A 20,047-nucleotide genomic window follows, 5' to 3' on the forward strand; every position below is an offset into this window, starting at 1 on the left:
GATACGGAGGAACCGGTGCGCCGGTCAGCCGAGCGCGAGCCAGGCCACCGCCACGAGGACGACGGCCACCGCGACGACGATGACGACCACCCCGGTCTTCGGTCCGGACGAGGCGGCCGGCTGCTGCCGGCGCTGCGGCTCGCCCTCGTCGACGAAAGCGCGGAACATCTGGGTGCTGCCCGCGGGGTCGTAATTGCCCTCGGGGCCCTGGGGGTTGCCATTTACCGGCGGCTGATTACGCATGAATGCATTCCCACTCGATCAGGTGAAGTGCTCGTCGGATACTGCGATATGAAGCCTGTGGAACTGTAGCGTCGTCATGTGGGAGAGGGTCCTGCGGCCAACGCTCGACCCCTCTCGCACCAGGGACTCTGCCCGCCAGGGAATGGATCACGCGCGTGACGCGTGCCGCCACCGGGGTGCGAAAGCGGAGAACCAGGTCATCCAAGACCGTTTGGGATGGCCCGCCAGACGCACAGCACCTCGTGCCGGGCGCCAAGGAACGGTTGTGTGCCATGGGTCAGGACCCTAGCGGTCCGGCGGCACCTTATGCCCCTACGGGGCGACGGCCGGGCCCCGAGTAACGCTCGGGACCTACTGCCGTTTCGGGGCCACCGTCCACACCTCCAGTGTGGCGCGAGACACACCCGCCCCGACCCGCCCCGCACACGCCGAGCCTTTGACCCGAGCGCTACGCAGCCTTTTGCTTTCCTTTACTCCTGCAAGCCCCTTTTCATTCGCCTTCAGCAACCAACGGATTCTATGGTTGCCCTAAGCAACAAGATGAACCGGTGATGTGTCTGGGGGGCCCGTGGCCGTACGAAGTCAGTACGAGGAACTGGCCCGGCAGCTCAGCGCCGTAGGGGCCGTCAAGCGGGATGTCGCCCGCATGCTGCCCTCCGAGTGTCCTGCCGGCTCCGCCGCCGTACTGGCGCTTCTCCGTGAGCACGGCGAGATGCGGATCAGCAGACTGGCCGAACTGATGGCCATCGACATGTCTGTGACCAGCCGTCATGTGGCTCACGTCGCAGAGCGCGGCTGGATCGAACGGTCCTCGGACCCGGCGGACAAGCGGTCCCGCATCCTGCGGTTGACCCCCGCCGGACGCGAGCTGCTCAGCGATCTGAATCAGCGGGTTACCGAAATGTTCGTCCACAACCTCTCCGACTGGTCCGACGACGAAGTCGGACAGCTCAACACGCTGTTGGCCCGGCTGCGGGAAAGTTTCGCCTGCCGCGGCCCCGGAGGGCGCGCCCCCGGAATGCACATCGACGACTGCCGCTCCCGGCCCGCCGACCGCGACGACAACTCGCACACCCGTACACCGCTGTAACAGAAGCAAAGACAAGGAACTAAATGGCTAGGACCACACCAACCGGTGTGCGGGGCGGCCACGCCAAGCACGGGGTATCGTCCGCCCCGTCGTCCGGCGCGCCGATGACACACCGGCAGATCATGGAAGCACTGGCCGGGCTGATGCTCGGCATGTTTGTCGCGATCCTGTCGTCGACGGTCGTCTCCAACGCCCTTCCGGAGATCATCTCCGACCTCGGCGGCGGCCAGAGCGCCTACACCTGGGTCGTCACGGCCTCGCTGCTGTCCATGACCGCCACCACCCCCCTGTGGGGCAAGCTCTCCGACCTGTTCAGCAAGAAGCTGCTGGTCCAGATAGCCCTCGTCATCTACGTCGCGGGCTCGGTCGTCGCCGGTCTGTCGACCAGCAGCGGCATGCTGATCGCCTGCCGTGTCGTCCAGGGCATCGGCGTCGGCGGGCTCTCCGCCCTCGCGCAGATCGTGATGGCGGCGATGATCACCCCGCGTGAGCGCGGTCGCTACAGCGGATACATGGGTGCGGTGTTCGCCGTCGCCACCGTCGGTGGTCCGCTGCTCGGCGGTGTCATCACCGACACCAGCTGGATGGGCTGGCGCTGGTGCTTCTACGTCGGTGTGCCGTTCGCCGTCATCGCGCTGGTCGTGCTCCAGAAGACGCTGAAGCTCCCGGTCGTGAAGCGTGAGGTCAAGGTCGACTGGTGGGGTGCGTTCTTCATCAGCGCCGCCGCGTCGCTGTTGCTCGTCTGGGTGACCTTCGCGGGCAACAAGTACGACTGGCTCTCCTGGCAGACCGCCGCGATGCTCATCGGCTCCGCCGCGCTCGCCGCGCTCTTTGTCGTCGTCGAGTCCAAGGCCGACGAGCCGATCATCCCGCTGCGCCTCTTCCGTAACCGCACCATCACGCTGGCCTCGGTCGCCTCACTGTTCGTCGGTATCGCGATGTTCGCGGGCACCGTCTTCTTCAGCCAGTACTTCCAGCTGGCGCGCGGCGAGTCGCCGACGATGTCCGGCGTCCTGACGATCCCGAATATCGCCGGTCTCTTCCTCTCCTCGACGATCTCGGGCCAGATCATCACCAGGACCGGCCGCTGGAAGGCCTGGCTGGTCACCGGTGGCTTCCTGGTCACCGCCGGGCTCGGGATGCTGGGCACCATCCGGTACGACACGACGTACTGGCACATCGCGGTCTACATGTTCGTGATGGGTCTCGGCGTCGGCATGATGATGCAGAACCTGGTGCTCGCCGCGCAGAACCAGGTCGCTCCGTCCGACCTCGGCGCGGCCAGCTCCGTCGTCACCTTCTTCCGTTCGCTCGGTGGTGCGATCGGCGTCTCGGCGCTGGGCGCCGTCATGGCGAACCGCGTCACCCACTATGTCGAGGAGGGACTCGCAGAGCTCGGCTCCAAGGGCGAGGCCATGAGCCAGGGCGCCACCGGCGGGGGCATTCCCGACCTGGACAAGCTGCCCGCGCCGTTCCGTACGGTCATGGAGAGCGCCTACGGGCACGGTGTCGGCGATGTCTTCCTGTACGCCGCTCCGGCCGCGCTGATCGCCTTCCTAGCCACGATCTTCATCAAGGAGGTCGCGCTGAGGACGAATGCCGCGAACGACGCCCCGGCCACGGCCGAGGTCCCCGTCGCGGAAGCAGTCGAGGCGCCGGCCAGCGCCCCCGCGCCGGTCACCCAGGCAATGGCCCCGGTCGACCGGGCAACGGCCCCGGTCTCCTCGGTCTCCCCGGTCGACACCCTGGAAGCGCCGGTCGCCACCCTGCAGGGCACGGCCGTGCACGGTGTGGTGCGCGGCGCCGAGGGCGCACCCGTCGCCCGGGCCGCCGTCACGCTGGTCTCGCTGGCCGGCCGACAGCTGGGGCGCTCCGTCGCCCAGGCCGACGGCAGCTACGGTCTGGAAGCGCCGGGCTCCGGCAGCTACGTCCTGATCGCGTCCGCCGACGGCTTCAAGCCGCAGGCGTCCACCGTGGTCGTCGGTGGCGAGCCGCTCTCGTACGACATCCTGCTCTCCGGTACGAGCGGCCTTGCCGGTATCGTGCGGGCCGCCGAGACCGCTGTGCCGGTCGCGGGCGCCATGGTCATCGTGACCGATGTGCGCGGCGATGTGCTGGCCACCGGCAAGTCCGGTGATACGGGCGAATTCACCTTCGGTGAGCTGGTCCCCGGTTCGGTGACCGTCGCGGTGAACGCCGCCGGGTTCCGTCCGCTGGCGCTGCCGGTGGAGATCGGCGGCCAGGGCGTCACCCGGATCGAGGCCGCACTGCAGTTTGGCGCGCTGGTGCGGGGCGTCGTGCGGGCCGGTTCCGGCCGGCGGCCGCTGCCGGACGCCCGGGTCACACTGATCGACGCGGCGGGCAATGTGGTCGCCACCTCGACGACCGGGGAGGACGGGGCGTACGCCTTCGCCGACCTGGACGCGGGCGAGTACTCGGTCATCGCGACCGGCTACCCGCCGGTGGCCGGCGCGCTGACCGTGACCGGTCGCGGCGTCGAAGGCCACGACATCGAACTCGCCCACCCCGCCGAGTAACCACAGACCCCTGGCGGTCGGTGTTTCGAGCGGAGAGGCTGTACCGGCCGGTGAAGATGGGCCCCGGTGGCGGGGACGGCAGGCAGGCGACGGCCTGCCGTCCCCGCCCCGGGGCCCGACTCATTGAGTCATTGAGCAAGGAGAGAAAACGGGATGGGACTTCGCGCACAGGTACGGACGCGGGACGGCTGGGCGGTCCAGCACGCGGTCGTGACGGTAACCGACATGACCGGCGCGCAGGTGCTGCGGGCCACCGCCGACGAGGACGGGGCGGTGCGGACCGACACTGCCCTGCAGGCCGGCGCGTACACAGTGATCGTCACGGCGGTCGGATACGCACCCGCCGCCTCCACCGCCCTCGTCACGGCGAGCGGGCGGGTCGAGGCCGGCACGGTGGTGCTGGCCCGTCAGGGCGGCGTGGAGCTGCCGCCGCCGGGCGCCTGGTCGCTGGACCCGGCACACTCCTCGGTGGCCGCGGTCGCACAGCACCTGGGGATCTCCAGCGTGCGCGGCCGGTTCACGGAGTTCAGCGGCCGGATCACGATCGCGGAGGAGGTCCACCGGTCCCGGGTCGACGCCGTCATCGACGCGGCCAGCATCAACACCGGCAATGGCATGCGCGACAAGCACCTGCGCTCGCCCGACTTCCTCGACTCGGACCGCTTCCCCGAGATCACGTACCGCTCCAACGGGCTGACCCCGGCGGGCCCCGACCGCTGGACCGTGCACGGTGTGCTGTCGATGCACGGCGTCGAGCGCCCGGTCGACCTGGACCTGAGCTACCTCGGCACCGGCCCCGACCCGTGGGGCGGAACCCGTGCGGCGTTCAGCGCGACGGCCGAACTGCGCCGCGAGGACTTCGCGATGAACTACAACCAGGTGGTGCAGGCGGGCATCTCGGCGATCGGCACGACGCTGCGGGTGGAGCTCGACATCCAGGCCGTGCAGGGTGAGTCCCTGCCGTCGTAGTCTGCGGACATGGCACCCCACATCGCGACGAACACCTCTGTGGAACTCGACGAGCTGCTGGCCTTCGTGCGGCCCAGGCACCGGGCGATCCTGCTGACCACCCGGTCCGACGGCCGCCCCCAGGGCTCCCCGCTGACCTGCGGCGTCGACGACTCCGGCCGGATCGTCGTCTCGACCTACCCCGAACGGGCCAAGACCCGCAACGCGAAACGGGACGCACGGGTCAGCGTGATCGTCCTGTCCGACGACATCGGGCAGGGGCAGCGCGGAGCGCTTCGTTGAGGGGTGGTGGTCGGGCGACGGGTGGGCGGGCCGTGGGTACAGATCGACGGCTCGGCCGAGGTGATCGACTCACCGGACTCGGTCGAGCCGCTCGTCGAGTACTTCCGCAACATCTCGGGGGAGCACCCGGACTGGGACGAGTACCGGGCGGCGATGGTGAAGCAGGGGAAGTCGATCATCCGGATCACTCCGGAGCGCTGGGGCCCCGTCGCCACCGGCGGCTTCCCTGCCCGCCTGGCGTCCGGCAGCTGACGGCTTTCCCCGATACGTTTCGGGAAGCCCTCCCCACGTTCCCCAAAGCCCTCCCCAATGTCTTCCCGCCTACGTGCGCACGTTCCGGCGCCGGGCCTGCCGCCGCGCTCCCGCCCGCCCTGACGAGAAGGGTGTGGGACTCCTGGCGGCGGGCCTCGGACTCGCTCAAGGTTGCTGCCGGGCGCCGGACCAGCCGATCGGCCGCCCGTGATCGTGAACCGGCGCTCGGACGCTCGCGTCTTCTCTAGCGGTCCCGCATCGCCTCGATGCCCGCGATCAGCAGGTCCAGGGCGAAGGTGAAGTCGCGCTCGCGCATCTCCTCAACCGTTTCGCCGCCCCGCGCGTCCATCAGGTCCTGCGAGGACTCGACGATCCGGCTGAGCTGCGGCTGGCTCCGAATGGCCCCCATCGCCTGCTGGAAGAACTCGTCCTGGCTGATACCCGACTCCGCGCTACGCTGCACGAAGTGGGCCTCGATGGTGCCGAATCCGTACACGAACTGGAAGACCGCCGAGAGCGCGCCCGTCTGCCGGTGCAGCGGCAGCCCCGTCGCCCGGATCACGTCCTGCATGGCGTGCGAGAACAGCATCGAGTGCGGGCCCATGTTGAGGAAGTGACCGGCCAGCGGCGACACCCAGACGTGCCGGACCAGCAATGCGCGGTAGGAGACGGCCAGTGCGCGCAGTCGCTCGTGCCAGTGCGCGTCCTCGCGAGGGGGCGCGATCTCGCTGTAGACCGAGTCGAGGGCCAGCTCCAGCAGATCGTCCTTGGTGTCCACGTACCAGTAGAGGGACATCGCGGTGACGTCCAGCTCGGCGGCGAGTCGGCGCATGGAGAATTTGGCGAGGCCCTCGGCGTCCAGCAGCCGGACCGAGGCCGCGGTGATCCTGTCCCGGTCAAGACCGGCCGGCTGGTCCGATTTGCGGGTGCGCGACGGTGCCCGCTGATCCAGCCACACGCTGGTCCTGGCAGGGTTCTTCACACGGTCGGCCGCGGACACCATGGCACACTCTCCTCGTCTTGCCGGCGGGACGGACCGGATGCGTACGCGTGCGCACGAAGCGGATCCATACAATCCGATACGCCCCGCCTCGATGCTATGCCGCTGCCCCTGCCTCGGCCGAGTCCGCCCGCGCAGATTCTGCCCGCTCGGCGCGGCGCAGAAGTACGGCGGCGAGCAGGCCGCCGACCAGCACCGCGACCGCTCCGACGAGCTGGCTGGTCTCCAGTCCCGAGGCGAAGGCGTCCGTGATCCGCGCCCGCTCCCCGTCGTCGGTTGCCGAGGCCAGCGCGGCGGGCAGCGAGGCGGCCCCGACGGCCGCCGGTACGAGCGCCCCGAACCGGGAGTTGAGCACCGCGCCGAGCACGGCGACCCCCAGACCGTTGCCGAATTCGGCGAGCGTGCCGTTGACCCCGGCGCCCACGCCCGCCTTCTCCGGCGGAATGGCGCTCATGATCGCGTTGGCCATGGCGGGCATGGCGAGCGCGATGCCCGCACCCATCACGACCAGGCCGAGCAGCATGCCGCCGTAGCCGTCGCCGCCGAGCAGCGCGATCGCGGCGAGCCCCGCGGCCAGCAGGCTCATCCCGGCCGCGATCGTGGCGGGCGTGCCCAGCCTGGGCACCAGCCTGGCGCCCAGGCCCGTGAGGTTGAGGGCGACGACGCTCAGCGCCAGCGGCGCCGTACGCAGACCGGCCTCCAGCGGCTCGTAGCCGAGGACGAACTGGAGCTGCTGGGTGAGCAGGAAGAGTGACCCGCCCATCCCGAAGGCGACCAGGATCGCGCCCGCGACCGCCCCGATGAACTTCTGGTTACGGAAGAAGTGCATGTCCAGCATCGGGTACGGGATGTGCAGCTCCCACAGCACGAATCCGGTGAGGACGGCGACCCCGACGAAGGCGGTCAGCAGCACCCGGCCCGATGTCCAGCCGTGTTCCGGGCCGGAGATGATCGCGTACACGACGGATGCCATACCGATGGTGGAGAGCAGCGCGCCGAGCAGGTCGGGGCGCTCGCCGCTGGGGTTCTTGGATTCCGGGACGAGCCGGATGACGGCGGCCAGTCCGATGACCGCGACGGGGATGTTGATCAGGAAGATCGCGCCCCACCAGAAGTGGTCGAGCATCACTCCGCCGATCAGCGGTCCGACGGCGAAGCCGAGCGAGCTGACGGTCGACCAGATGCCGATCGCCTTGACCCGCTCGGAGTCGTCGAAGATCTGCACGACGACGGCCAGCGTCGTCGTCATCAGCAGCGCACCGCCGATGCCCATGCCCGCCCGGGCCGCGATCAGCTGCGCGGACGTCTGGGCCAGTCCAGCCACCAGCGAGCCGATGCCGAACAGGGCGAGCCCCGCGACCAGCATCTTCTTGCGGCCGTAGCGGTCGGCGGAGCTGCCGGCCGTGAGCAGCAGGCCCGACTGGACCAGCGAATAGGCGTTGATCATCCACTGCACGTCGGCGGTGGAGGCGTCCAACTCCTTGGTGAGGGAGGGGATCGCGACATTGAGAACGGTGTTGTCGAGCAGCACGGTGAGCTGGGCGAGGCAGATGACGCCGAGGATCAGCCAGCGTTGCGGGTGGCTCGGCGGCGAGAGGTGGTTCTGCTCGGCGGCGGTCGCCGTCATGCGGACTCCTGATGCCTTATACGGTGCACGAGTAGGAGATGTACACCGTATAGCCACCCTCGTACGGTGTACATCTCATTTCCGCGCGGTACCGTGCTCGCCGCTGATCCGACAAGGACTGGAGTGGTATGTCACTGCGTCGTCGTACGGTGGAAGTCCTCATCGCAGCGGGCCTGTTGGGGACCGCCCTCGCGCCGCCCGCATCGGCCACCGGGCAGGGGCCCGCGGTGCCGCTGCGCGTGGCCACGTACAACATCCATGCGGGCGTCGGCATGGACAACGCCTTCGATCTCGACCGGCAGATCGCCGAACTGCGTTCGCTGGACGCCGATGTGATCGGGCTCCAGGAGGTCGATGTCCACTGGGGCTCCCGCAGCGAATGGCGCGATCTGGCGGCCGAGCTCGCCGAGCGGCTGGACATGCAGGTCTCGTTCGCCCCGATATACAGCCTCGACCCCGCGACTCCCGGTGCGCCCCGGCGCGAGTTCGGGGTCGCCGTGCTGTCCAGGTATCGGATCGTGAGCGCCGAGAACCACGAGATCACCCGGCTCTCCACCCAGGACCCGAACCCGGTTCCGGCCCCCGCGCCCGGCTTCGGCGAGGTGGTCGTGCGGGTGAAGGGGCTGCCCGTACATGTGTATGTGACGCATCTCGACTACCGCGCCGACCCGTCCGTACGGGCCGCCCAGGTCGCCGACACCCGCCGGATCATGGCCGAGGACGGGGCGCCCGGGCAACAGAAGGTGCGGCAGATCCTGCTCGGCGACCTCAACGCGGCACCGGCTGCTCCCGAACTCGCCCCGCTCTGGGAGAAGCTGACGGACATCGAGCCCGGCGGGCCGACGTACCCGGCGCAGGACCCGGTGCAGCGGATCGACTATGTGGCGGTGTCCAAGGATTCCGTACGAGTACGCGACGCGGCGGTGGCCGAGACGCTTGCCTCGGACCACCGCCCGGTCGTCGCGGACCTGCTACTGCGACGCTAGGGGGAGTTTCGGCGGGGGCAAGCGGGGCAAGCGGGGCAGGCGGGACTTTCGAAACACGCCCTGGTGTCCTGCGCCGGAGATCAGCGTCACCGCCGAGGCCACGAGCCGGGTCCGCAGCGTCCACGGCCCCGGCCGCCGGTTCAAGCGCCGGCCCACGCACCGCACCTACTGACCGGGCTTGATGAGATATCCCGCCCCCCGCCGGGTGTGGATCATCGGCGACCGTCCGGCATCGATCTTCTTGCGCAGATACGAGATGTACAGCTCGACGACGTTCGCCTGCCCGCCGAAGTCGTAGCTCCACACCCGGTCGAGGATCTGCGCCTTGCTCAGCACCCGCCGCGGATTGCGCATCAGGAAGCGCAGCAGCTCGAACTCGGTCGCGGTCAGATGGATGGAGGTATCGCCCCGGCTCACCTCATGGCTGTCCTCGTCGAGCATCAGATCGCCGACGACGAGCGTCGACTCGCTGCGTACGGCCGCCATACCGGACCGCCGGATCAGCCCGCGCAGCCGCGCCACGACCTCCTCCAGGCTGAACGGCTTGGTGACGTAGTCGTCGCCGCCCGCCGTGAGCCCGGCGATCCGGTCCTCCACCGCGTCGCGAGCGGTCACGAACAGTACGGGGACCTCGGCGAGCTCCCGTCGCAGTCTGCCGAGCACGGCGAACCCGTCCGTGTCGGGCAGCATCGCATCGAGGATCACCGCGTCGGGCCGGAAGTCGCGCGCCATCTGTACGGCAGCGGCGCCGTCCCCGGCGCTGCGCACCTCCCAGCCCTCGTAACGCAGAGCCATGGAGAGCAGCTCGGCGAGCGGAGCCTCGTCGTCCACCACCAGCACACGGACGGGGCTGCAGTCCGCTCCCACCAATTCGGTACGCCCCTGGGGCAAGGTCGTCGTCGTCATGCCCCAACCCTGTGAGGCTCCTCTGAGAGGGCCCTTTTCCGATTCTGTGAATCGTCTGAGAAAACGGCCCTTCATGAACCGTCAGTCCACGGCGAACAACGCGCTCGCGTTCCCGTGACAAACCGCGCGCAACCAGTCATCCCCCAACTCCAGCCGTTCCAGCGCGTGCAGTTGATGCGCATACGGATACGGAATGTTCGGGAAGTCCGTCCCCAGCAGAATCCGGTCCCCGAGCGCCGCGAGCCGACTGCGCTCGGCCACAGGGAATGGAGTGAAGTCCTCCGTGAAATCCGTGAACGCCATCGTCGTATCGAGCCGCACCTGCGGGTACGTCTCCGCGAGCGCCAGGAACTCCGCGTACTCCGGCATGCCCAGGTGCGCCACGATCAGCCGCAGCCGCGGATGCCGGGCAAGCAGCCGGCCGACCGGTTCGGGCCCCGTGTACTTGCCGGGCGCCGGTCCGGAGCCGCAGTGCATCACCACCGGGACCCCGGCCTCCGCGAGCAGCCCCCACACCGGCTCCAGCAGCGGGTCGTTGGCGTCGTACGCGCCGACCTGAAGGTGCGACTTGAAGACCCGGGCCCCTGCCTCCACGGCCTCGCGTACGTACTGTTCCACGCCCTCCTCCGGGAAGAACGTCGCGGTGTGCAGACAGTCCGGCACCCGGCGCGCGAAATCGGCCGCCCAGCCGTTCAGCCAGGCCGCCATCCCGGCTTTGTGCGGGTAGAGCATCGAGGTGAACCGGAGCACGCCGAACGAACGCAGCAGCGCGAGGCGTTCGTCCTCGTCGTGCCGGTACTCGATCGGCCACTCCATCCCGGTCAGCGGGCCCGCGGAGTCGAAGTACGCCCAGACCTTGCGCAGCACCCGCTCCGGCATGAAGTGCGTATGGACATCGATGATGCCGGGCAGCCCCAGCCGTTCCCAGAACCGCATGACGTCGTCGGCGTCATTACTCATTCCGCACCCCTTTCACCGTCCGGCACCGACGATCTCAGAACAGTCCGCCCTGCACACCGCCACCCCCGATGTCGGCCACCGGCACACCCACCCCGGCCCGCACGTCGGCGCCCGCCAGCTCCCACCCGGTCATCAGCCGGGTGTCCAGCACCACGACCCCGTCCTTCGCCGTCTCCAGATGCAGATCGGGCCCGGCCGCCGCCACCAGCCGCCCGGCGACCGCACCCCCGTCCACCAACTCGGTGACCGCCCACGCCACCTCGACCGTGCCGCCCAGCCCGAACACCCCGGCATGATCGACCGCCTCGAACGGCAACCGCTCCAGCGACTCGGGCCACCCTGCCCCCTCCAGCGCCACGGCCCGCCCGTAAAGCTCCGCCACCTCGGCACGCCGCTCCGCCACGCCCGGCAGCACCGCGCGCACGGCCCGCTTCCTGGCGTACGGAATCCGGTCCGGCACCCCGAGCGCCGAGCGCAGCAACTCCTCGGTCCGCCGCGCCGCCATCAACGGCCCCCGCCCCAGCCAGCTGAACACCACGGCCCCCTGCTCCCGCAGCCGCGCCGCCTCCCGCTCCTCGGCGGTGATCCCGACCTTCACCATCCCCGGCCCGAACCAGGCGAGATACACGCGGTACGTCCGGGGGTCGTCGGCGATCGTGTCGGCGGCCACCGAATGCGCCCGGTCCAGCCGCGCACACTCCGGACACCGCGCCCCCGTGCTCCGCCCCGACACCACGGCCCCCACCGGACACGCGTTCCCGCGCGCCCCGATGCAGCGTCGCTCCCCCACCGCCCGGAACCCGAGCTCCGTCCCGTAGGCCAGCACACTCACCCGTACAGCCCCGCCCCGCCGCCACCCCAGCACGGGCGCCCCCTGCGCGTCCGGCCACCGCAGCCCGGTGCACTGCCACCCCATGCGCGAACTCCCGGGTTCCGATGCAGACGGGTTCCGATGCAGACGGAGGGAAAGCCAAGAGGCCCCCGGATGAATCCGGGGGCCTCTTGCCACTGTGCACTCGGCAGGATTCGAACCTGCAACCTTCTGATCCGTAGTCAGATGCTCTATCCGTTAAGCTACGAGTGCTTAGCGTCCCGGGCTTTTCTGCCTGGTCGGCGTTGCGGGAACAACATTACATGACCTGCGCCGTAGCGCGAAATCCTTTAGCCGCACCACCTCTGACCTGCGAAAACACCCTGTTTGGCGAGGTTGTGAGGCGGCTGCCGGACTGCCCGGGTCCGGATACGACCGAAGCCCCGCGCCAGTGGCACGGGGCTTCGATGATGGAGCGGAGGCGGAGGGATTTGAACCCTCGATGGGCTTTAAAACCCAAACCGCATTAGCAGTGCGGCGCCATAGACCGGACTAGGCGACGCCTCCAGCACACCTCGCGCGAGCGCGAGTGGTGCGTGCAGATGATGACACAGGCGATCGCTGCGTCACCAATCGCTGCCTACGGTACTAGGCAGGCGGGCACGAGGGCAAAGCGCCTGCGGTTGCGCAACGCCGTGGCGTGCCGAGCGTTAGTGATGACGGAGGCACCGCCCTCCCGTTCTTCCGTTCGTTCCACCGGCTGTCCCGCCTCTCCCGTCGAAGTGCACGAGCACAGGAGTCCGCATGCTGCGCCGCCTCGCCCTCACCGCCGTCGCCTCTCTCGCCGCACTGTCCGCTGCCGCGTCGGCGGCGACCGCGGCCACCGGCCCCCTTCCGCTGCCGCTGCCGCACGGCGACGACACCCGTGCCCGGCTGACGATGACGGTCTCCGGCTCGGGGGACCCAACGGCCGAGGGCGTCTTCGAGCTGGAGTGCGGGCCTACGGGCGGCAGCCACCCGGCGGCACGGCAGGCCTGCGTCCGGCTGGAGGAGCTGGCGGGCGAGGGCGCGGACCCGTTCGCCCCCGTGCCCGGGGACGCGATCTGCACCCAGCAATTCGGGGGGCAGGCCACCGCCCGGGTCACCGGAACCTGGCGGGGGCGAAGCATCGACGCGGTCTTCGACCGGACCGACGGATGCGAGATCTCGCGCTGGAACAACCTGCGGCCGGTGCTCCCCGACGTCCGGTGAACAGGGGTCCCCACGCCTGCCCAGGGCATATCCAACGACACGTGACGCGCTGGAGTCGTACACCGTATGCACAGAACCTTGGTGAGAGCTCCCCCCCATCCGCCGCCCCACGCCCCGCCCCTGCCTTTAGACTCCTTCCGTGACAGCCTGCGGCCCGAGGGGCAAGATGGGGCCCGCTGTCGGCAAGGTGAGGTAACCAGGGAGGAAGCGTCGTCGTGAGCAGCAGGCCATCCCGAGGCACTGCTCGCCTCGCAGCCATACTCGATGCACTCCCCGACGGGCTGCTGCTCGTCAATTGCAACGGCACGGTCGTCAACGCCAACTCCATCGCCCTGGAGATGTTCGAGACGCCGGGCACGGCGCTCGTCGGGCGCGGGCTCCTCGACCTGCTGCCGGAGTTCGACTCCAAGCTGATTCCGGGGTCGATGCGCCGGCCCGAGACCGCCGACGACCGCGGCCGGACGAAGCCGACCCGGATGACCGCACGGCGGACCGACGGCAACGAGTACCCGGTCGAGGTCACCAGCGCCGGCCTGGAGGACGGGCAGGCCGCGTACAACGACTTCCAGAGCGGTTACAGCGGCAGCTACACGGGCGACGAGCTGCTGATGCTCGTCGTACGGGATCTTTCGGGCACCGTCGACACCGAGGCCGAACTGGCCCGTTCGCAGCGGCAGACCGAGATGATCCTGCGGGCCGCGGCCGAGGGGGTCGTCGGTACGGACACGGACGGCCGGGTCGTCCTGGTCAACCCCGCCGCCGCGCAGATTCTCGGCTTCCGCGCCAGCGACCTGGGCGGCCAGGAGCTGCATCCGCTGATCCTGCACTCGCGGGCGGAGGGCGAGCCGTTCCCGTACGAGGAGTCGCCGCTCGCCGACACCCTCAGGTCCGGCCGCAAGCACCGGGTGCGCGGGCAGGTCCTGTGGTCCAAGAGCGGTGCACAGGTGCCGGTCGACCTGACCACCGCGCCGGTCCGGGACGGGGACCAGCTGGTCGGTGCGGTCATGACGTTCACCGACCGCAGGCCGTACGAGGAGCTCAGCGAACAGCACAAGGCCGAGGTCGCCGAACTGACCGCAAGCCACACCGCCGAGGTCACCGAACTGACGGAACGGCACAGCACGGAACTGGCCGACCGGGCCGAGCGCTACAGCGCCGAACTGGAGGAGCAGGCCGAACGGCTGGCGGCGCTGACCGCCCGGCACACCCAGCTCACCGCCGTACTCGGCGAATCGCTGCGCGGGCCGCTGGAGGAGCTGCGCGGCGAACTCTCCACGCTGGCCGCCGATCCGGCCGGCCAGCTGTGGCCGGAGGCCAACCAGATCCTGCACCACCTGGCCGCGGGCTACGCCCGGATGACCACGCTCATCGACAACGTGCTCGGCTACCAGCTCCTGGACGCCGGCTCGGAGGAACTGGTCAAGGCGAGCGTGCTGCTCGACTCGGTCGTGACGGCCGGTATCGACGCGGCCGTCGAGCTGATCGGTCCCGGGCGCGCCCAGTTCGCGGTGCACGCGCCGCCGATCGAGGCCGAGGTGGACGCGGCCCGGCTGGTGACCGCGCTTGCCCATCTGGTCGCGGATGTCGCCGGGGTCGACTCGACCGGCAAGGCCCGCATGGCGCCGGGCGGTGGCTACGTCGACTCCACGGTCGTCGTCGCGGCGGCACAACGCGGTGAGGTCGTACGGATCGAGGTGCGCGGACCGTTCGCCGGGGGAGACCCGGTGCACGAGCCGATCGTGCGCGGGATCGTACGGGCGCACGGCGGCGTGCTCCAGACGCACGAGGTGCCGGGGATGAGCGGCAGCGCGTATGTGCTCGAAGTGCCGTTGGGCGCGGGCTCGGGAACGGTGATGGCACCGGCGCCCGGTTCGGAGTCCCCGACGGAACCGGAGCCGGAGCCGACAGCCGGTCAAGGTGTGCCGGGCGGCGGGCGGCGGCGGGCGCGACGGGCGTCCACGGATGCGTTCCTGGAGAGCCCTTTGGGTGGTTCCGGAGCGGGGGCCGGGTCCGGGGACGGTGACACCGCGGCAGGCGAGCCGACGGGGCGGCGACGGGCGCGTCGTGAGCCCGCGGTGCAGGGCTCGCAGGAGACACAGGGTGCGCAGAGCCCGCACGAGGTCATTCCGGCCCAGCAGGGCGAGGGGTCGGGGCGCAGGCGGGGGCGGCCGAGTCCGGCCGAGACCGGTGCTCAGCATTCGTTTCCGGCTCAGCTGTCCCAGCCCGAGCAGAGCCAGGGACCGGGGCAGGAACAGGGTCGGGGGCAGAGGTCCGGGGAGATTGCTGTCGAGCAGCAGGGTCCCGGGCAGGCATTGGCGCTGCCCGCGGCCTCGGCGCCGTCCGAAGGGGCGGTGGTGACGGCGGCCGAGGGTGCGCAGGGCGGCGGTGGCCGTCCGCAGCGTGGGCGGACCGTGCCGCCGCAGGGTGTGTCGGTCGAGGCGCCGGTGCCGGCGGGTGGACACCGGGTGCGTCAGGGAGGCGAGAACCAGCTGGCTCTGCCGGCTGCCGCTTCTCCTTCTGCCCCTTCTGCCTCCTTCGCTCCTTCTACCTCTTCTGCCTCTTCTGCCTCTTCCGTCTCAGCTTCGGCTTCGGCTTCCGAGGGCTTCCCACAGGTCGGTGACGGCCCGGCGTCGGCGCCTCAGTCGACCGGGCGGCGGGCGCGGCGGGCATTGGCGGCCACGCAGGAGCGGTCTGCCCAGGCCGAGCCGACCGCGCCTCGTACCGCGTTCGCCCTCCCGCCCGCGGAGGCCGACCGGACCCCGTCCACGGCCGTCGACGCTGACGCCTCGCTGCCCGGACGCCACGACGCCGTACTCACCGCGCCGGACGACGACCACACACCGCCCCAGGCGCATCCCGTACCGACCGGGCGGCGCCGGGCCCGTCACGCCGACGCTCCCCAGCAGACCGGCCAGCCCGGTCAGCCTGCGGAGCAGCAGGCTGTGCCGTCCGGAGGCTGGGCGGAGAACGACACCTCGGGGCAGGGCCTGGCCGCGCTGACCGCTCCCGGCGAGCGGGCCGACGACCGGCCCGACAGCCACCCTGGTGATCAGGCCGTCGACCAGCCCGACGACCAGGCGATCGACCTGGCCGAGGACCAGCCCGGCGGCGATCCGGAATGGCCCGCGACCGGCCGCACCACGCACACCACCGGCACCACAGCCATCGCAGGCACCGCCGACGCCACCGGCGTCGCGGAGGGCCGCCCGCGGAACATCGCGCCCGAACCGGACGCGCGCAGCCAGCCGCTGCCCGCCGAGGCTCCGATGCCCGGTGGCTCGTCGGACTCGACGCAGGGACGCGCGTTCAGCGTGCGGACGCTCGGGCAGGGCGTGCCGTTCGCCCAGCACATCGCGCACCCGCAGAACCAGACGCCCGGCGGTGCCGGGCGGCGCCGTAAGCTCGCCGCCCCGCCGGAGGGTGAGCGCACCACTCAGTCCGCTCAGTCCGCGCCGTCCCCGTCCGGCGGGGCACAGAGCCAGGGTCCGGACTCGGGATCAGGATCGGGATCAGGATCAGGATCGGGGCAGCTGCTCTCCGCTCCGGAAGCCGAAGGGCGCGCGTACGCCATAGGGGCACCCGACGAGGGTGCCGAAGGACCGGAGCCGCTGGACGGTCCGGGGGGCGCTGTCGAGGTCGCCAACCGTCCGTCGCCGCGGCCGGTCGACGACGAGCTGCCCCCGGAACCGCTGGACAACCCGCGTCGGCTGCTCGTCTGGCCCGCGCCCGATGTCTCCACCCAGCAGGCGCTGAGCGACCGCGGCTACCGGCCGGTGATCGTGCACTCGCGCGAGGAGGTCGACGCCCAGATCGCGGCGTTCCCCGCCGCGCTCTTCGTCGACCCGCTCACCGGTCCCATCACCCGCAAGGCGCTGCAGTCGCTGCGTCAGGCGGCGGTGGCGGCCGAGGTCCCGGTGCTGGTGACGGCCGGTCTGGGACAGGCGTCGCGGGAGGCGGCGTACGGCGCCGACCCGGCCGTGCTGCTGAAGGCGCTCGCCCCGCGCGACAGCGAACAGCATCCGCCGAGGGTGCTGTTGATCGAGGAGCACGAGGAGATCGCGCTGGCGCTGACGGAGACCTTGGAACGCCGCGGCATGCAGGTCGCGCGGGCCTCCACCGACAACGAGGCGGTGGCGCTCGCCACCCGGATGCGGCCCAACCTGGTGGTCATGGACCTGATGCAGGTACGCCGCCGCCGGGCCGGGATCGTCGACTGGCTGCGTGCCAACGGCCAGTTGAACCGAACCCCGCTGGTCGTCTACACCTCCGCCGACATGACGGGGTCGGAGCTGCCGAAGCTCAGCTCGGGCGAGACCGTCCTCTTCCTGGCGGAGCGCTCCACCAGCGACGAGGTGCAGTCACGCATCGTGGACCTGCTCGCGAAGATCGGCACGAACTGACGCGGACGACGCGGATGACCGCGGACGGACGGGCGGACGCCCGCAGATGCGACGAGGGCGGTACGGGATCTCCCGTACCGCCCTCGTCGTACTCCCCGACCGGGTCGGGTCAGATCCGGGTGATGTCCAGCTCGCCCTCCGCGTACTGCTTTCGGATCACCTTCTTGTCGAACTTTCCGACGCTCGTCTTCGGCACCGCCGGAATGATCGTCCAGCGCTCCGGCAGCTGCCACTTGGCGATGCCGGACTCGGCGAGGAAGTTCCTCAGCACCTCGTACTCGGTGGTGGCACCGTCCTTGAGGACGACGGTCGCGAGCGGACGCTCGCCCCACTTCTCGTCCGGAACGGCGACGACCGCCGCCTCGGCCACATCGGGGTGCGCCATGAGGGCATTCTCCAGCTCGACGCTGGAGATCCATTCGCCGCCGGACTTGATGACGTCCTTGGCCCGGTCGGTGAGGGTGAGGAAGCCGTCGTCGCTGATCACGCCGACGTCACCGGTCTTCAGCCAGCCGTCCTCGCTGAACTTGTCCTCGGGGCGCAGGGCCTCGCCGTCCGCGCCCCCGTAATAGGCACCGGCGATCCAGGGGCCGCGCACCTCCAGTTCACCGGCCGACTCGTTGTCCCACGGCAGGTGCTCGCCACCGGGGCCGACCAGGCGCGCCTCGACCCCGGCCGGGAAACGGCCTTGGGTGACGCGGTAGGGCCACTCCTGCTCCTCGGTCAGCCCGGCTGGCGGGTTGGCCATGGTGCCGAGCGGCGAGGTCTCCGTCATGCCCCAGGCATGGCAGACACGGACGCCGAGCTTGTCGTACGCCTCCATGAGGGAGGGTGGACATGCGGCGCCGCCGATGGTGACGCGGGCCATGGAGGTGAGGTCGCGCGGGTTGGCGGTGACCTCGGCGAGCAGTCCCTGCCAGATGGTCGGGACGGCGGCGGCGTGGGTCGGCCTCTCGCGCTCAATCATGTCGGCGAGCGGGGCGGGCTGCAGGAACCGGTCCGGCATGAGCATATTGACGCCGGACATGAACGTCGCGTGCGGCAGCCCCCACGCGTTCACGTGGAACTGGGGGACGACCACCAGCGTGGTGTCCTTGTCGGTCAGACCCATCGACTCGGACATGTTGACCTGCATGGAGTGCAGGTAGACGGAGCGGTGGGAGTAGACGACGCCCTTGGGATCACCGGTGGTGCCGGAGGTGTAACACATGGCGGCGGCCTGGCGTTCGTCGAGCTCGGGCCAGTCGTAGCTCGTCGGGCGGCCGGCGATCAGCTCCTCGTACTCGTGCACCCTCGGCGCCACGCCGTCGAGGACGGAACGGTCGCCCGGCCCCGTGACGATCACGTGCTCGATCGACGCCAGGTGGGGCAGGAGCGGCGCGAGCAGCGGCAGCAGGGAGCCATTGACGATGACGACCTTGTCGTCGGCGTGCTTGACGATCCAGATCAGCTGCTCGGCGGGGAGCCGGAGGTTGAGCGTGTGGAGCACCGCGCCCATCGAGGGAATCGCGAGATACGCCTCGACGTGTTCCGCGTTGTTCCACATGAGGGTGCTGATCCGCTGGTCACCGTCGACACCGAGCTCGTCGCGGAGGGCATTGGCGAGCTGCGTGGCCCGCCGGCCTATCTCGGCAAAGCTGCGCCGCTGCGGCTCGGGTTCGCCGGTCCAGGTCGTGACCTGCGATTTCCCATGAATGGTCATCCCGTGTTCCAGAATGCGGGTGACAGTCAGCGGTACATCCTGCATGGTGCTCAGCACGGCGTCCTCCCGGTGGGCGCTACGCGGCAGTAGGGTTCCGCTGATTCTGCGCGCATACCAGGCGGTATGTCACTACTTCCGGGAGTGCGAATCGGTGTCGTTCGGCAAAATCAGGCCTGACCGGCGCACTCCCTCCGCCCGGGGCTCACCCCGGCACACTGCCTCCGCCCGGAGCTCACAGCACCGGAGCCAGTTCCGGGTCCTGCCTGAGCTTGCCGAGCGCCCGCGACACCGCGCTCTTCACCGTGCCGATGGACACCCCGAGCACCTCGGCCGTCTGAGCCTCGCTCAGGTCCTCGTAGTACCGCAGGACCACCATCGCCCGCTGCCGGTCCGGAAGCTTGAGGACGGCACGCCACATCGCGTCGTGCAGCGTTTGATGCTCGGCCGGGTCGGGGGCCCCGGCGGCCTCCTGCTCGGGCAGTTCGTCGCAGGCGAACTCGTCGACCTTGCGCTTGCGCCACTGCGAGGTCCGGGTGTTCAGCAGTGCCCGGCGGACATAGCCGTCCAGCGCCCGGTGGTCCTCGATCCGTTCCCAGGCGACATACGTCTTGGTGAGCGCCGTCTGCAACAGATCCTCGGCATCGCTCGGGTTCGCGGTGAGCGAGCGAGCGGCACGCAGCAGAACGGCCCCCCCGCGCCCGTACGAAAGAGGAGAACGACGGGTACGTAGCGTGCGGAGCCCTCGCGGCATACGGGATGTGCGCGGTGTACGAGCCGTGCGGGACGGGTCCGATGGTGGCAGCTCCCCCGGAGGTGCGCGTGCAGACTGGCGTGGTCATGGCTCCACGCTAGGAGCGGGCGCCGTCTCGGGGATCGGCCCCAGGTCCCGAAAGGGCGTCCGCCTCAGGGTGTAGGGGTGGGGCCTGCTCCACCTCCTGTAGGTGGAGTTCGTCGTCATCAGGGCTCAGGGTCGCACCCAATGCCCCGACCGGACCCGGACGGCAGCTGTGTGCGGGCGGCCCGCCTGCACA

At 70.2% G+C, this 20,047-nt stretch carries 13 protein-coding genes, 2 tRNA genes and 2 pseudogenes; 7 read left to right on the top strand and 10 right to left on the bottom strand.

What is annotated here, in order from left to right:
• Positions 1–24 precede the first annotated feature (24 nt).
• On the bottom strand, positions 25–243 hold the full coding sequence (locus tag ACZ3IC_RS11455; protein WP_467414934.1) for a hypothetical protein: 219 nt from the start codon (positions 241–243) through the stop codon (positions 25–27).
• Positions 244–811: 568 nt separating this feature from the next.
• Between ACZ3IC_RS11455 and ACZ3IC_RS11460 the strand changes: the two genes are divergently transcribed.
• The 4 genes and pseudogenes from ACZ3IC_RS11460 (at position 812) to ACZ3IC_RS11475 (ending at position 5,373) form a co-directional block, all read left to right on the top strand.
• Positions 812–1,333 carry a MarR family winged helix-turn-helix transcriptional regulator gene (locus ACZ3IC_RS11460; protein WP_467414936.1) on the top strand — a complete coding sequence of 174 codons (522 nt, stop codon included), beginning with the start codon at positions 812–814 and terminating at the stop codon, positions 1,331–1,333.
• Positions 1,334–1,437: 104 nt separating this feature from the next.
• Positions 1,438–3,870: an MFS transporter gene (locus ACZ3IC_RS11465; RefSeq protein ID WP_467415413.1), complete on the top strand. Its 2,433-nt coding sequence runs from the start codon at positions 1,438–1,440 to the stop codon at positions 3,868–3,870.
• Positions 3,871–4,023: 153 nt separating this feature from the next.
• A complete protein-coding gene (locus ACZ3IC_RS11470) occupies positions 4,024–4,839 on the top strand; it encodes a YceI family protein (RefSeq protein WP_467414939.1) in 816 nt (271 codons plus the stop codon).
• Positions 4,840–4,848: 9 nt separating this feature from the next.
• Positions 4,849–5,373, top strand: a pseudogene (locus tag ACZ3IC_RS11475) (PPOX class F420-dependent oxidoreductase).
• 244 nt (positions 5,374–5,617) lie between these two features.
• On the opposite strand, the gene ACZ3IC_RS11480 reads toward ACZ3IC_RS11475, so the two are convergent.
• Positions 5,618–6,376: a TetR/AcrR family transcriptional regulator gene (locus ACZ3IC_RS11480; protein WP_467414940.1), complete on the bottom strand. Its 759-nt coding sequence runs from the start codon at positions 6,374–6,376 to the stop codon at positions 5,618–5,620.
• Positions 6,377–6,470: 94 nt separating this feature from the next.
• Positions 6,471–8,000, bottom strand: coding sequence for an MFS transporter (locus tag ACZ3IC_RS11485; protein ID WP_467414943.1), 1,530 nt, complete (start codon positions 7,998–8,000; stop codon positions 6,471–6,473).
• A gap of 128 nt (positions 8,001–8,128) precedes the next feature.
• Here ACZ3IC_RS11485 and ACZ3IC_RS11490 point away from each other — a divergent pair, with 128 nt between their 5' ends.
• Positions 8,129–8,986 (top strand): endonuclease/exonuclease/phosphatase family protein, encoded by an 858-nt coding sequence (locus ACZ3IC_RS11490; RefSeq protein WP_467414945.1) that lies wholly within the window; start codon positions 8,129–8,131, stop codon positions 8,984–8,986.
• A 165-nt stretch (positions 8,987–9,151) separates the two neighbouring features.
• Here ACZ3IC_RS11490 and ACZ3IC_RS11495 read toward each other — a convergent pair whose 3' ends face one another.
• The 5 genes from ACZ3IC_RS11495 to ACZ3IC_RS11515 form a co-directional block, all read right to left on the bottom strand.
• Positions 9,152–9,892: a response regulator transcription factor gene (locus ACZ3IC_RS11495; protein WP_467414946.1), complete on the bottom strand. Its 741-nt coding sequence runs from the start codon at positions 9,890–9,892 to the stop codon at positions 9,152–9,154.
• A gap of 81 nt (positions 9,893–9,973) precedes the next feature.
• A complete protein-coding gene (locus ACZ3IC_RS11500; protein ID WP_467414949.1) occupies positions 9,974–10,852 on the bottom strand; it encodes an amidohydrolase family protein in 879 nt (292 codons plus the stop codon).
• Positions 10,853–10,886: 34 nt separating this feature from the next.
• Positions 10,887–11,768 (bottom strand): DUF2797 domain-containing protein, encoded by an 882-nt coding sequence (locus tag ACZ3IC_RS11505; RefSeq protein ID WP_467414951.1) that lies wholly within the window; start codon positions 11,766–11,768, stop codon positions 10,887–10,889.
• Positions 11,769–11,863: 95 nt separating this feature from the next.
• Positions 11,864–11,936: transfer RNA gene (locus ACZ3IC_RS11510), tRNA-Arg, on the bottom strand.
• Between the two features lie 203 nt (positions 11,937–12,139).
• Positions 12,140–12,230, bottom strand: a tRNA-Ser gene (locus ACZ3IC_RS11515).
• A 237-nt stretch (positions 12,231–12,467) separates the two neighbouring features.
• Between ACZ3IC_RS11515 and ACZ3IC_RS11520 the strand changes: the two genes are divergently transcribed.
• Both ACZ3IC_RS11520 and ACZ3IC_RS11525 read left to right on the top strand, forming a co-directional pair.
• On the top strand, positions 12,468–12,914 hold the full coding sequence (locus tag ACZ3IC_RS11520; RefSeq protein WP_467414953.1) for an SSI family serine proteinase inhibitor: 447 nt from the start codon (positions 12,468–12,470) through the stop codon (positions 12,912–12,914).
• Between the two features lie 215 nt (positions 12,915–13,129).
• Complete coding sequence (locus ACZ3IC_RS11525) at positions 13,130–17,314, top strand: PAS domain-containing protein (RefSeq protein WP_467414955.1); 4,185 nt, start codon at positions 13,130–13,132, stop codon at positions 17,312–17,314.
• A 109-nt stretch (positions 17,315–17,423) separates the two neighbouring features.
• On the opposite strand, the gene ACZ3IC_RS11530 is transcribed toward ACZ3IC_RS11525, so the two are convergent.
• Both ACZ3IC_RS11530 and ACZ3IC_RS11535 read right to left on the bottom strand, forming a co-directional pair.
• Positions 17,424–19,073, bottom strand: coding sequence for a long-chain fatty acid--CoA ligase (locus ACZ3IC_RS11530; RefSeq protein ID WP_467414957.1), 1,650 nt, complete (start codon positions 19,071–19,073; stop codon positions 17,424–17,426).
• 175 nt (positions 19,074–19,248) lie between these two features.
• A pseudogene (locus ACZ3IC_RS11535) lies at positions 19,249–19,855 on the bottom strand (SigE family RNA polymerase sigma factor).
• Positions 19,856–20,047: the final 192 nt, after the last annotated feature.

This window comes from Streptomyces sp. NPDC002958, assembly GCF_055563255.1.

Bases quoted from the DNA above. Each gene is read 5' to 3' on its own strand.
- ACZ3IC_RS11455 (WP_467414934.1), bottom strand. From the start codon at position 243: ATGCGTAATCAGCCGCCGGTAAATGGCAACCCCCAGGGCCCCGAGGGC.
- ACZ3IC_RS11465 (WP_467415413.1), top strand. From the start codon at position 1,438: ATGACACACCGGCAGATCATGGAAGCACTGGCCGGGCTGATGCTCGGC.
- ACZ3IC_RS11470 (WP_467414939.1), top strand. From the start codon at position 4,024: ATGGGACTTCGCGCACAGGTACGGACGCGGGACGGCTGGGCGGTCCAG.
- ACZ3IC_RS11480 (WP_467414940.1), bottom strand. From the start codon at position 6,376: ATGGTGTCCGCGGCCGACCGTGTGAAGAACCCTGCCAGGACCAGCGTG.
- ACZ3IC_RS11485 (WP_467414943.1), bottom strand. From the start codon at position 8,000: ATGACGGCGACCGCCGCCGAGCAGAACCACCTCTCGCCGCCGAGCCAC.
- ACZ3IC_RS11490 (WP_467414945.1), top strand. From the start codon at position 8,129: ATGTCACTGCGTCGTCGTACGGTGGAAGTCCTCATCGCAGCGGGCCTG.
- ACZ3IC_RS11495 (WP_467414946.1), bottom strand. From the start codon at position 9,892: ATGACGACGACGACCTTGCCCCAGGGGCGTACCGAATTGGTGGGAGCG.
- ACZ3IC_RS11500 (WP_467414949.1), bottom strand. From the start codon at position 10,852: ATGAGTAATGACGCCGACGACGTCATGCGGTTCTGGGAACGGCTGGGG.
- ACZ3IC_RS11505 (WP_467414951.1), bottom strand. From the start codon at position 11,768: ATGGGGTGGCAGTGCACCGGGCTGCGGTGGCCGGACGCGCAGGGGGCG.
- ACZ3IC_RS11520 (WP_467414953.1), top strand. From the start codon at position 12,468: ATGCTGCGCCGCCTCGCCCTCACCGCCGTCGCCTCTCTCGCCGCACTG.